This is a genomic window from Streptomyces sp. enrichment culture (genome assembly GCF_964272895.1).
Classification (GTDB): domain Bacteria; phylum Actinomycetota; class Actinomycetes; order Streptomycetales; family Streptomycetaceae; genus Streptomyces.
Genome location: NZ_OZ186832.1, coordinates 424,691 through 436,922, shown reverse-complemented (window position 1 = coordinate 436,922; position 12,232 = coordinate 424,691). Strand labels below are relative to the sequence as shown.

Sequence of the window (12,232 nt, the reverse complement as noted above, 5' to 3'; positions counted from 1 at the left end):
CCATGACCGTCGACCTCGTCACCGCCCTCGCCCGCGCCCGCACCCCCGAACCGCCGGGGCCGGACACCCCCGCCGGGCCACCCGTACGCCCCTGGCCCGGCCCGGCGCACCCGGTGCCCGCGGCCCGCCCCGGCGAACTGGACCTCGACCGGCTGCTGCGCCTGTCCCTCGCCGCCCAGGACGGCACCGGACGCCTGCGGCCCGCCGCGTCGGCGGGCGCCCTGCACCCGGTCGACACGACGCTCACCGTGGGCCCCGGCTGCTCCCTGCCCTCCGGGCGCTACGGCTACGACCCGCTGCGCCACCGCGTCCACCGGCTCGGCCCGGTCGCCGAGGGCACCCGGCCCGGTGTAGCCGTGGCGCTGTCCGTCACCCCCCGGCGCACGCGCTCGCACTACGGCCACCGCGCCTGGCCGCTCCTGCTGCTCGACACGGGCCACGCGGCCGGCGCGGTGTGGCGGGCGGCGGGGGAGAGCGCGGAAGCCGACCTGGACGGCGGTACGGGCGACCCGCTCGCGACCGTGCACATCGCCCCCGGCCCCCTGGCCGAGGAGCCCCCCGACCGCCGCAGCGCCCCGCCCCCGCTGCGGGGCCGCCCGGCGCACGACGCCCTGTGCGCCGTACTCGCCACCGCCGTGGAGGCGGGCGGCGGTGAGCTGTCCTGGTGCGTGGCCGTCGGCGGACCGCGCCCCGGACTGCTGGAACAGGCCCCCGACGGCACCCTGCGGCGGCTCGCCGCGGGCGAGGCCCGGCCGACGCTGGCGGTGTGGGCCGCCGGGCAGGCGTGGCTCGCGGAGGCGGGGGCCGTCCTGCTCGCCCACGGCTGTCCCGCGGACGCCGACGCCCCGCGGATCCGACGGGCCCACCTGCGGGCCGGATCCGCCGTCCACCTCGCCCATCTCACCGCGCTGCGGCACGGCCTGGCCGCCCGCCCCGTCGGCTCCTGGCAGCGGGCGGACCTCGGAGCCGCGCTCGGCGCCGCGCCGGGCCGGGACTGGATCGTCCACGGCCTCGCCCTCGGGGCCCGTCCGACCCCCGGCACCACCCACCCCGAGGAGGGGACCTCGTGATCGTCCACCCGGAGCTGCGCCGCGCCGCCCGCCACGCGCGGCGCCCGCTGCTCGCGGCCGCCCTGCTCCAGGGCGCCGTCACCCTCACCCATCTCGCGCAGGCCGTGCTGCTCGCGGTCGCCCTCGCCGACGTGGCGCGCGGCACCACCGACCGGTTGGGCGCGCTGCTCGGCGCGGTGCTCGGGGTCGTGGCCGCACGGGCCGGGCTCGGCCACTGGCAGCGGCGCACCGCCACCCGCGCCGGAGCACGGGTGCGGGTGCGCCTGCGGGACGAACTCCTCGCGCATCTGGGCCGGTTGGGCCCCGCACACCTGACCACCGCGCGCGCCGGAGCCGTGCGCACCACCCTCGTCGACGGCGTGGAGGGCGTCGACGCCTACGTCTCCCGCTATCTGCCCCAGCTCCTGATCACCCTCACCGTGCCGCCCCTCCTGGCCGGCACCCTCGCCGTCCTGCAACCCGCCGCCCTGCTCGCCCTGGTCCCCGCGCTGCTGCTCGCGCTCGCCGGACCGCGCGCCTGGGACCGGCTGATGGCCCGGCGCGGCAAGGAACACTGGGACACCTACGAGAGCCTGGGCGCCGACTACCTGGAGGCACTGCAGGGCATGCCCGCGCTCCGGGCCGCGGGTGCCGTCGGACGGACCCGGCAGCGGCTGGAGGCACGCTCGGCGGCCCTGCACCGGGCGACCGTCGCCAAGCTGCGTATCTCGCTCGTCGACACGGGGATCACCGATCTGGCCATCCAGGGCGGCACGGCCGCCGCCGCGCTGCTCGCCTGCTGGTCCGCCGTCACCGGATCGACCACCGCGACCGGCACCTACCTGGTGCTGCTGCTGACCTCCGAGTGCTTCCGGCCGGTGCGCGACCTGGCCCGCGAGTGGCACGCCGGATACCTCGGGGTCTCGGCCGCCGACGGCCTCGGGGCCCTGCGCACCGCCGAGCCCGCCGTCGCCGACACGGGCACGGTACGGGCCGACTGGCCGACGCCTCCCCGGATCACCTTCGAGGCAGTGGAGTTCGCGTACGGCGACGCACCCGCGCTGAAGGGCGTCACCTTCACCGCCGAGGCCGGCCGCACCACCGCGGTCGTCGGCCCCTCCGGCGCCGGCAAGTCCACGCTGCTCGCCCTGCTCCTGCGCCACCACGACCCGCACGCGGGCCGGGTCACCGTCGGCGGCCGGGACGTGTCCGCTTACACCCTGGACTCGCTGCGCCGCGGCATCGCCGTCGTCTCACAGGAGACCTACCTCTTCCACGCCAGCATCGCCGACAACCTCCGCCTGGCCCGCCCGGACGCCACGGACGACGACCTGGTCCGCGCGGCCCGCACGGCCGGCGTCCACGACGAGATCGCCGCGCTGCCCGACGGCTACGCCACCCTCGTCGGCGAGCGCGGGGCCACCCTCTCCGGCGGTCAGCGCCAGCGCCTCGCCCTGGCCCGTGCCCTGCTGGCCGACGCCCCGGTGCTCGTCCTGGACGAGGCCACCAGCTCCGTCGACGAGCGCCGCGAGGCGGACATCGTCCGCGACCTGCCCGCCGCCGTCGGCGACCGGACCGTGCTGGTGGTCGCCCACCGGCTCGCCGCGGTACGCCACGCCGACCGCATCGTCGTCCTGGACGCGGGACGGGTGGACGCGGTCGGCGACCACACCGCCCTCGTCGAGGCGGGGGGCGTGTACGCCGAACTCGTCCGCGCCGGGCACGCCTACGAAGGAGGACTCGCCGCATGAGCAGCACGGTGGACCTGCCGCGCCGGGGCGCGCTGCGCGCCCTGCTGCCCGCCCTGGCCGGGCACCGGTCGCTGATGGCCCGCACCTGCGCCGCGGCGGTGGTCGAGCAGGCGTCGCTGGTGATCCTGCTGACGCTGGCCGCGCACACCGTCGGCACCGCGGTGATCGACGGACGGGCGCCCGCCGCCGGAACGACCGCCCTGCTGGCCGTCCTGGTCCTGGTGCGGGCCCTGGCCACCTGGCGGGAGATGGACCTCTCGCACGACCTCGCCTACCGGGTGCTGGCCGCGCTGCGGGTGCGGATCTTCGACGGGCTTGCCCGCAGCGCTCCCGCCCGCGTCGCCGGGCGCCGCAGCGGGGACCTCGCCGCGACGGCGATGGCGGACGTGGAGGCGCTGGAGTTCTTCTACGCGCACACCACCGCCCAGTTCCTCGCCTCCGGCGCGGTGTTCGCCGCAGTGGCCGTCGTGCTGGCCCAGCTGGAGGTGTGGCTGCTGGCGGTGGTGCTGCCGGTGGCCGCGCTGCTCGGGGCGGCGCCGTTCGCCGACGCGCGGGTGCGCGCCGCACGCGGGGCCCGCACCCGGACCGCCGCGGCGAAGCTGTCGGCGGACACCGTGGAGGCCGTGGACGGCCTGCGCGACCTGCTCGCCTTCGGCGCCCTCGCCGAGCGGCGCCGCCGGATCGCCGCACAGGGCCGCGAACTGGGCGCCGCACAGCGGGCCGAGGCCGGCTGGGAGGCGACCGCCGCCGCCGTGCGCGACCTGCTGATCGTGGCCGCCGTGCTCGGTGCGGTGGCGACCGCCGCGCACTCCGTCACCTCCGGGCGGCTGCACGGCGCCTGGGCGCCCGCGGCGATGACCCTCGCCCTGTCGGTGCTGGGACCGGTCGCCGAATCGGCCCGCTCCCTCAGCCAGGCCATGGGCCTGCGCGCCGCCGCCACGCGGGTGGACGCCGCCCTGAAGGCCCCGGCCCTCGCCCCGTCGCCCGCCGACCCCCGCCCCCTTCCCCCCGGCCCGCTGGGCGTCCGGCTGCACGGTGTGGGCTTCGACTACGGCGGCCGCCCGGTCCTGGACGACCTCGACCTGACCGTCCCCGCCGGCCGCACCCTCGCCCTGGTCGGGGTCTCCGGGGCCGGCAAGTCCACCTGCGCCCATCTGCTGGCCCGGTTCTGGGACCCCGCCCGCGGCGCGGTCCAACTGCTGCCCGCCGACGGCGAACCCGTCGACCTGCGGGACCTGGCCGACGCCGAACTCCGCGGCGCCGTCGCCGTGGTGGGCCAGGACACGCCCCTGTTCCACGGCACCCTCGCCGAGAACCTGCGCCTGGCCGCCCCCGACGCGGACGGCCGACTCCTCGCCGAGACGGCCCGGTTGTGCGGCGTCGACCGCATCGCCCCCCTGGACACCCAGGTCGGTGAGCGCGGCGCCACCCTCTCCGGCGGTCAGCGCGCCCGTATCGCCCTCGCCCGCGCCCTGCTGGCCCGCCCCCGCGTCCTCGTCCTGGACGAGACCACCGCCCACCTCGACAACGCGGGCGACGCCCAGCTCGCCGCCGCGCTCGCCCACCCCCACCGCACCACGATCGTCATCGCCCACCGCCCCGCCACCATCCGCCGGGCCGACCGCATCGCCGTCCTGGAGGCGGGCCGCATCGCCGAACAGGGCACCTGGGAGGAGCTGACCGCCCGCCCCGACGGCGCCCTGAACCGCGTCCTGGCCGTGACGCCCCGCTGACCGGCGTCAGCTCCAGGTCATGTTGATCTCGCGCCCGAAGTCGACGTACCCGCCCCGCTGGAAGGCCCGCGCCATGGGCACGTTGCCCAGATCCGTGGACGCGCGGATACGGGGGACGTCCTGTCCGGCGAGGACACGGGTGCCCTCGGCGAGGATGTCGTCGATGTAGCCGTTGCCGCGATGCCCCGGGAGGACGGCCAGGTACGCGATGATCGGGTTGTAGCCGTTGTGCGCGGGCAGCACGAATCCGGCGGGCCGCCCGTCGGGCAGCACCGCCACGCGCCACCAGTCCCGCGGGCTGGTGTAGCGGGCGAGTTCGTCCTCGTAGTGCTTGACCGCGGCGGCCTCGGCGGTCATGCGCGTCAGGTCGTCGCGGCTGTGCGCGTCCAGCGTGCCGTCCAGGACCTCGGTCATGAGGGCGAGCAGTTCCTCGCGGTCGCGCGGCGGCCGGAACTCCAGGCGCCCGCTGGGCTCCGGGATCGCCGTGCCGGGCCGCCACTCCAGACGCAGCCGCTCCACGAACAGCTTGGCGCCGGTGCGCTCCACGATCGTCATACGGTCCTCGACGACGGCCCGGGTGTCCTCCCGGTCACGCCAGTCGGGCGGGATGTAGCGCCCGTACTCGGGCGGGGTCGCACCCTCGGGGAGCGTGGCGGCCATGGCGGTGCGCAGCAGCCGTACGCCGATCTCCACCCGCTCGGCGGCGGGGAGGGTGTCGTCGACGTCCAGGATGTCGAGGAGGTCGGGCACGCGCTTCGCCGGCCGGCTCCACCACGCCAGCCGGGCCAGCGGGCGGTCGCCCAGCAGCGCCAGCCACATCCACGGCGGGCGGCGGCGGCCCTCGGCCAGGTCGTCGGCGAGCTCGTCGTCGAGGAGGTAGGTCAGCCGGCGGAAGAGACCGAGCTCTTCGGGGCCGCTGATCGGACGGATCGTCAGGTTGTCCGTGTTCACCGTCGAGACCTTCCGGTGAACGGCGCTCAGCCGCAAGCGGTTTTTCCGGCCGCGGCACAACGGGCTTGATGTCAAGCGGAGTTGAGGTTCTACGGTGATCGCGTTCCGGAGATCGCTCGAAGGGAGCGCGAAAGACATGCAGCTCAAGGAGTACTCGCAGGAGGAACTGGCCGCCCAGCCCATCGGGGCGTGGACCGGCCAGGCGTACCGGCTGGTCGTCGGCGCGCTGCGCGGGCGGCTGGCGGTGGAGGACCTGACCCAGCCGCACTGGTGGACGCTCAACCATGTCGCGCGGGATCCGGGGAGGTGGACGCGGGCGGCGCTGGTGGCACGGCTCGCGAAGTACGAGGACCTGGGGCTCGACTTCGACGCCGTCTTCGACGACCTCCTCGCGCGCGGGTGGATGACCGAGGAGGCGGGTGTCATGACGCTGACCGAGGCGGGAGAGGCGGGCCGGGTACGGGCGCGGGAGCGCAACGCGGAGGTGCACCGGCAGATGCGCGAGGGCATCGGCACGGCCGACTTCGTGACGACGATCAACGTCCTGCGCCGTATCGTCGCCAACCTGGGCGGCGACGGCGACCTGCCCGACTGAGCCGGCCGCCGCGCGCCCGTGCCGTGCGTGCCGCTAACCGGCGTAGGTCTCGTACTCGGCGACCTGGGGGGTGCCCGTGGCGCCGGTGATCTCGAAGGTGATCTTGTTGAGGGTGGTCGTGGGGATGTCGATGACGCCCGCGCCGCTGCCGGTGGCCAGGACGGCACCGGTGTCGGCGTTGACGACCTTCCAGCCGCCGATCCGGCCGACCGCGCCGGACGCCTCACGGATGGCGAGCAGCGAGACGGTGGTGGGCGAGGCCCACTTCACGGACACGGCGCCGGTCGTGCCGGCCGGCGACCAGTAGGTGCTCATGTCGCCGTCCCGCACATGGCCGTAGCTCGTCCCGTCGGCCTTGCTGGAGCCGTCGGACCCGGCGCCGATGCTGAGATTGGTGCCGCCGGGCTGCGTGGGCGTGGGGGTGGGCGTCGGGGTCGGGGTGGGTGTGGGGGTCGGAGTCGGCGTGGGGGTGGTCGGGGTCGGGGTCGGGGTCTGCGGGGTGCAGTTGCCGTCCGACACCCGCAGGCCCTTGTCGGCGCCCGCCGTCTGGCTCACGACGGCCGGGACGCAGGAGGCGGCGTCGAGGCGGTAGGCGTAGGGGATGCCGACGGTCGTGGTGGACCGGGGGTCGGGGCCGGCCGGCTTGTAGTCGGTGCCGGGGCTCGACCAGGTCACGTTGTCGAAGACGTTGCCGCCGACCTGCCAGTAGCCGGCCGCGTCGGTGTAGAAGGTGCCCAGGACGTCCTTGGAGTCCTCGAAGTAGTTGTTGTCGACCCTGGCGCGGGCGCCCGCACGGGAGTTGATGCCCGACTCGTTGAGGCTGACGTAGTGGTTGTTGTACATGTGCCCGACGCCGCCGCGCAGCAGAGGGGCGCGGGAGTCGATGTTCTGGTACAGGTTGTGGTGGTAGGTGACGTACCCGTTGGACAGGTCGCTCTCGCTGGACCCGACGAGGCCGCCGCGGCCCGAGTTGCGCAGGATGCTGTAGGACAGCGTCACGAACTGGGTGTTGTCCTTCATGTCGAACAGGCCGTCGTAGCCCTCCGACTCCCCGCCCGACGCCTCCAGGGTGACATGGTCGACCCAGACGTTGCGCACGCCGCTCTCCATGCCGATGGCGTCACCGCCGTTGGAGGTGGGGGAGCCGGACTTCTTGACGTTCCGGACGGTCACGTTCTGGATGATGATGTTGCGTGACTCGCGGATGTGGATGCCCACTTGGTCGAAGACGGCACCGCTGCCGACACCGACGAGCGTGACATTGCTGATCTGCTTCAGCTCGATGACGCCGTCGGCCGTGTTGCAGCTCGGGCCGGACACCTTGCGGGTGTTGGCGTGGTTGATGGTGCCCTCGACCTGGATGGTGATCGGGGTGCTGCTGCTGGCGCGGCCGCACAGGGCGGCGTGGATCGCGGTTCCCGTGGTGGCCCGGACCGTCTGCCCGCCGGCGCCGCCGGTGGTGCCGCCGTTCTGCGTCGCGTAGCCGGTGGCACCGCCGGTCGCCGCCGATGCCTCGGGCATCGACAGCACCACGCCGGTCGCGGCCGCGACGGCCAATGCGGCCAGGGTCGCGTGGAGTCGCACTGAGACGGCTCTTCTCATCTTCGCCTTCCGTTCGTCGTCGGATGTCGGATGTCGGATGTCGGGTGTCGGATGTCGGATGTCGGGTGTCGGTCGCCGGGTGCCGGTGCCGGATGCGGATGCGGGTGCCGCACGACCGGTCGCCGGACGCCGGATGCCGGACGCCAGGTGTCGCTGTGTGTGCTGTACGTGCTGTACGTGAGGTGCGCTGTCGTTCCGTTCGGCGCGAGGCCGAGGTGCCGCCTTACGCGCTGACGGTCGGCCGACGTGCGGTCGGCGTGCCACCGACGTGCGGCCGGGGTGCCACCGACGTGCGGCCGGCGTACGACCGACGTGCGGCATGCCGACCGCCGTGCGGCAGATCGGCCGGCAAGGAGCACGCCGGCCGGCGTACGAGCGTGGACCTCCCCGGCGCGGACCGGTTCGGTCGGTCGAGCAGAGGCGCTGACGTGGCGCCCCTCGGTGCGGCCGCTGCGCCGGGTCGGCGAACCGCGGGGACGCGGTCTTCCGCGCGGCGGACAGCGACAGAAAGCGCTTTCAGTGCGGCGAGAATAGGGGGCGGCCGCGGCGGTGGCAAGGCTTGGCGCACGGCGATGCGGCGGGCGGCCGGGACGGGAGGGGCGGGGGAGGAGTCAGGGCCCGGTCGGCGGAGCGCTCGGCTCCGCTTCCGTTGGGCACTGCCGTCGCCGCGCCGCAGGGCCCGCCGCGGTCCTCTCGGCGGCGTCGCCGGTGCGGACTCGGTTTCTGGCCGAGACTTTTCGCCCGGACGGCCTGGTTGAACTGCCGCTTCCCGTTCTGCGGGGCGCCCTGTCCCCACTTGAGGGGAAGGTCCCGGAAGGTCGTCGCGGAGGGTGGGCCCCGGTGTGGCGGATTCCGGCAGGCTCGGCGCCGACCGCTCATCTGTGAGGGGCGATCTGATCGTTGAGACCTGCGGGCCGTACGCGTAGGGTGCGGGTCACGCCACTCACCCAGCGTTCCGACGACCCGACGGGGGCATATCGGTGCAGCCACCGACGCAACGCGCCGAGACGGTACGGCGGTTGCCGCCGGACCCGGCCGACGACCGGGCCGGCACCATGTCCTCGCCGGCCCGGACCGGCGCTTTCTCGTGGGCGTCGTTCCGTCCGTCCGGCCCCGAGGAGGAGACCGACCGGTGAGCAGCAGAGCGATGAAGGCCCTCCTCGCCGACCTGGGGGGCCAGGCCGCTCGCGGTCTGGAGCGGCCCGCCGAACCGGCCGTGCTCATGGAGGCGTTCTGCCGGGCCATGAGCGAGCGCCGGGGCCGGCCGATCCAGCTCGTCTTCCGGGCCTTCCCCGACGAGGTGCCGGTCTCCGGGCTGCGCCTGGACTGCGGGGACCGGTCCGTCATCGTCGTCGAGGACCGGGCCGTCCCCGAGGCCCAACTGGTCATCCTGGGCCATGAGTTGTGGCACGAGGAGCAGGGCGACTGCGGCCACGGCCTCGGCGGGCTGCCGACCGCCGCCCGTGCCCTGGCCGGCGACGGGTCGGCGGAGGCCCTGCACCGGGCCGCCCTGCAGATCCTCGCCGCCGAGCAGGTGCCGCACGACGCCCTGACCGCGGTCGCCGCCCGAGCCGCCTCCAGCGACGACCACGAGGCGGACGCCGAGACCTTCGGCCTGCTCTTCGGGCGCGAGGTCCGTACGTGGATCAAGGGCCCCTACGCCAAGGGCCCGGTCACTCCGTCCACCGTGGAGGGCCGGATCGACCTGTCGCTCAGCCACCGGGGCGGGCACATCCTGAGGTGAACGGCCCGGACCCCGGCGTGCGGAGCGGGGAGGGGCGGCTCAGCCCAGGGCACTGTCGCGTTCGTCGTCGCGCAGGGGCGCGGCGTCGAGACGGGGCCGCCGGGGGCCGAGCAGCATGGGCCGGAGCATGTCGGGCGAGAACAGCCGGGTCGGCGGCGCGCTCAGGCTCATGACGTCCAGCAGGGCGCCGAGGGCGCGCGGGTTGCCGGCGGCCGTCTCCACACAGCGGTCCACGTACCGGGCGAGCAGCCGCTCCATGACGGTGGGCGGGCTGTCACAGGCGCCGGGGTAGAACATGTCCTGCCCGACGGCCAGGTCCCAGGCGGCGCCGACCGGACCGGCGGCCGCCCGCTGGACGCGCCGTGCCGTGCCCGCCTCGGTGATGCCGTGGGCGCGCAGGGTGTCGCGGAGGGCCAGGGCGCACTGGGCGGCGACGGTGAGGCCGTGCCCGTAGACCGGGTTGTAGCTGACGACGGCGTCGCCGAGCACCACGAGGCCGTCCGGCCAGGAGGTCATCTTCTCGTAGTAGCGGCGCTGGTTGGCCGTGCTGCGGCTGGTGACGACGTCACCCAGCGGCTCGGCGTCCCGCAGCAGCTCGCCGATGACCGGGTCGTCGAGGCCGAGGGCGAAGTCGACGAACCGCTCGGGGTCGGCGCTGGGTTCGCCGCCGCGGCTGCCGGACAGGGTGACGATCCACTGGCCGTTCTCGACGGGCACGATGATGCCGGCCCGGCCCGGTGGCTTCGCGGAGTTGGGCTGCACATTGACCAGCGGGAAGCCGATCGCCGTGGTGCCGCCGGGTGCCTTGTACAGGCGGGTGGCGTAGCGGACACCGGCGTCCACCCTGCGCTCGGCGACCTGGGGCAGCCCGAGGTCCCGCAGCCAGTGGGCGGTGCGCGAGCCGCGGCCGGAGGCGTCCACCACGAGGTCGGCGCGCAGCACCTCCTCCTGGTCCCCGGAGCGCAGCCGGACGCCGGAGATCCGGGCGGCGGAGCCGTCGAGCCCGGTGGCCGTGGTCCGCTCCCGCAGGGTGATGCGGGGATCGGACAGGGCGCGGGTGGCGAGGACGTGGTCCAGCAGGGGGCGGGTGCACACCAGGTTGCGGTGGCGGGTGGCGGTGAAGCGCCGGAACCACACCTCGTTGGGGGCGCGGCTGACCATGTCGCCCATGATGTGGACCAGCCGGGCCCCGCGGGCCACGGCCTCGTCGATCACTCCGGGCAGCAGTTCGTCGAAGGCCGCCACCCCGCCGCTCCACAGCAGATGGGCGTGGAGCGCCTGGGGCACCCCGCGGCGGGGTTCCGGACCCTGCGGGAGGCGGTCGCGTTCGAGGACCGTGACATCGGCGAACTCGGCCAGGGCGGTGGCCGCGAAGAGCCCCGCGGCACTGGCGCCGACGACCACCGCGGTGGGCCGGCGCTGTATCGGTCTGTCAGACATCTGAGGTGACGCTTTCTGTGCTCGCCCGCCGGCGGACGCTCTCCACGAGGCGGGGCCGGTACAGGGCTCTGGCGATGGCGGTGAGATGGTCGGTGACCTCGCGTCCGATCTGCGCGGGCTGCTCTCCCCGAGCGCGGGGGGTGCCCTCGGCGTACGCGGTCAGGGCGCCGCGCAGCGCGATGACACCGGCGATGCCGCGCGCGGTCGGCTCCCGGTGCTCGGCGGCGGCCGCCTCGTAGGCCCGCCGGTACAGGGCGTGGTCGAAGTACGGGGCCAGGCGCAGCAGTCCGTCGTGGATCTGCTGCTGCCGCTTGACCAGCCGCAGGTCGAGCGGCGCGAACCGGCTGACCCGGGCCTTGGCGGTCGAGGGCGCCACCTGCCGGAGCTGCTTCTTCAGCGGCCCGAGGATCCAGTACGTGGCCTGCTCGCGGGGCCAGGTCTGCAGGAACGGGCCGAGGACCGGCACGATGAAGCCGGTCGCCACCAGCGACGCGCCGACGATGGCGAACGGCGGGGCGAGCCAGGTGCTCAGGAAGTCCCAGTCCGTGCCCGTCCAGCGGGCGATCACGGCGACGAGCTTGCACAGGTCGTAGCAGAGCCCGAAGGCGTACCCGACCTGGAGGAAGACCAGCCCGGCCTTCAGCCAGCGCGCCCGCACCCGGCCGATCCAGGTCCAGATCATCCATGCCGACACCAGCGTGCAGACCAGATACCCCAGCAGGTACAGCACGATGTGCTCGCGCATCCAGGGGGTGTTGGCGTAGTACGTGTCCAGGTCGCGCACCCGCTCCACGGGCACGTCGGCCATCAGGAACGTCACCCACAGCGCGACGACGGCACCGAGATAGATCCCCCACACCAGCCGGATCCGGCGGCGCCGGGCGGGAGTCGGCTCCTCGCGCCAGGTGATGATCATGTTGAGGCAGGCGGCGCAGAACAGGGTGAGCAGCGAATACGACCAGGGCGCCGCGAAGTTCGCCACGCCGGTCAGGTCGTTGATCCTGCGGATGCTCGACGGCGCCACACTCAGGAACACCGCCGAGGCGAACAGCAGCACCAGCCAGGTCGCCCGCGCGTTGGGGTCCCGCCACGAGCGCACGATCGTCGGGGACTTGAGGCCGAGACCGGCCACCAGCAGCACCGTGGGCAGCGCGAACGGTGGGGTGAGCTCGCCGATCCGGCTCACCGCGCGCGACCGCCTCGGCGCGAGGGGGCTGACTCCGGGGTCTCCAACCGGCCCGATATGCCGGTCGGTTGCTGCTGCATCGGTGTCGCTCCTGGAGACGGGGGGTACGGCGCCTCGCACCCTACGCGTCCCCGCGACCACCCCTCAATGATCGCTCCGCACACGTCCGCTCGGACAGCAC

Annotated in this window: 9 protein-coding genes; 5 read left to right on the top strand and 4 right to left on the bottom strand. The window is 74.8% G+C overall.

What is annotated here, in order from left to right; all coding sequences use genetic code 11:
• The first annotated feature begins 2 nt into the window (after nucleotides 1-2).
• Genes ACSU6M_RS01920 through ACSU6M_RS01910 form a run of 3 tightly spaced genes read left to right on the top strand, consistent with a single transcriptional unit; the run spans nucleotide 3 to nucleotide 4,533 of the window.
• The gene (locus ACSU6M_RS01920; protein WP_437066432.1) at nucleotides 3-1,070 is read left to right on the top strand and encodes a SagB/ThcOx family dehydrogenase; all 1,068 of its coding nucleotides are present in this window, start codon (nucleotides 3-5) and stop codon (nucleotides 1,068-1,070) included.
• On the top strand, nucleotides 1,067-2,800 hold the full coding sequence (locus ACSU6M_RS01915) for an ABC transporter ATP-binding protein/permease (protein WP_437066431.1): 1,734 nt from the start codon (nucleotides 1,067-1,069) through the stop codon (nucleotides 2,798-2,800). The genes ACSU6M_RS01920 and ACSU6M_RS01915 overlap by 4 nt, the downstream gene beginning before the upstream one ends.
• A complete protein-coding gene (locus ACSU6M_RS01910; RefSeq protein WP_437066429.1) occupies nucleotides 2,797-4,533 on the top strand; it encodes an ABC transporter ATP-binding protein in 1,737 nt (578 codons plus the stop codon). Before ACSU6M_RS01915 ends, ACSU6M_RS01910 begins: the two co-directional genes overlap by 4 nt.
• A 6-nt stretch (nucleotides 4,534-4,539) precedes the next feature.
• On the opposite strand, the gene ACSU6M_RS01905 is transcribed toward ACSU6M_RS01910, so the two are convergent.
• Nucleotides 4,540-5,484, bottom strand: a complete 945-nt coding sequence (locus tag ACSU6M_RS01905) for a GNAT family N-acetyltransferase (protein WP_437066427.1) — start codon at nucleotides 5,482-5,484, stop codon at nucleotides 4,540-4,542.
• Nucleotides 5,485-5,620: 136 nt separating this feature from the next.
• Between ACSU6M_RS01905 and ACSU6M_RS01900 the strand changes: the two genes are divergently transcribed.
• A complete protein-coding gene (locus ACSU6M_RS01900; RefSeq protein ID WP_437066425.1) occupies nucleotides 5,621-6,079 on the top strand; it encodes a MarR family transcriptional regulator in 459 nt (152 codons plus the stop codon).
• A gap of 33 nt (nucleotides 6,080-6,112) precedes the next feature.
• On the opposite strand, the gene ACSU6M_RS01895 is transcribed toward ACSU6M_RS01900, so the two are convergent.
• Nucleotides 6,113-7,681, bottom strand: coding sequence for a pectate lyase family protein (locus tag ACSU6M_RS01895; protein WP_437066423.1), 1,569 nt, complete (start codon nucleotides 7,679-7,681; stop codon nucleotides 6,113-6,115).
• 1,132 nt (nucleotides 7,682-8,813) lie between these two features.
• Between ACSU6M_RS01895 and ACSU6M_RS01890 the strand changes: the two genes are divergently transcribed.
• Entirely contained in the window at nucleotides 8,814-9,425 is a 612-nt protein-coding gene (locus tag ACSU6M_RS01890) for a toxin (RefSeq protein WP_437066422.1), read from the top strand.
• A 39-nt stretch (nucleotides 9,426-9,464) separates the two neighbouring features.
• Here the strand turns inward: ACSU6M_RS01890 and ACSU6M_RS01885 are convergent, their stop codons facing one another.
• Both ACSU6M_RS01885 and ACSU6M_RS01880 read right to left on the bottom strand, forming a co-directional pair.
• Nucleotides 9,465-10,865, bottom strand: coding sequence for an FAD-dependent monooxygenase (locus ACSU6M_RS01885; protein ID WP_437066421.1), 1,401 nt, complete (start codon nucleotides 10,863-10,865; stop codon nucleotides 9,465-9,467).
• Complete coding sequence (locus tag ACSU6M_RS01880) at nucleotides 10,858-12,051, bottom strand: MAB_1171c family putative transporter (protein WP_437066420.1); 1,194 nt, start codon at nucleotides 12,049-12,051, stop codon at nucleotides 10,858-10,860. Before ACSU6M_RS01880 ends, ACSU6M_RS01885 begins: the two co-directional genes overlap by 8 nt.
• Nucleotides 12,052-12,232 lie beyond the last annotated feature (181 nt).

What these genes read in the sequence shown, in the direction of transcription:
- ACSU6M_RS01900 (WP_437066425.1), top strand. Translation starts at nt 5,621, where the DNA reads ATGCAGCTCAAGGAGTACTCGCAGGAGGAACTGGCCGCCCAGCCCATC.
- ACSU6M_RS01895 (WP_437066423.1), bottom strand. Translation starts at nt 7,681, where the DNA reads ATGAGAAGAGCCGTCTCAGTGCGACTCCACGCGACCCTGGCCGCATTG.
- ACSU6M_RS01885 (WP_437066421.1), bottom strand. Translation starts at nt 10,865, where the DNA reads ATGTCTGACAGACCGATACAGCGCCGGCCCACCGCGGTGGTCGTCGGC.
- ACSU6M_RS01920 (WP_437066432.1), top strand. Translation starts at nt 3, where the DNA reads ATGACCGTCGACCTCGTCACCGCCCTCGCCCGCGCCCGCACCCCCGAA.
- ACSU6M_RS01910 (WP_437066429.1), top strand. Translation starts at nt 2,797, where the DNA reads ATGAGCAGCACGGTGGACCTGCCGCGCCGGGGCGCGCTGCGCGCCCTG.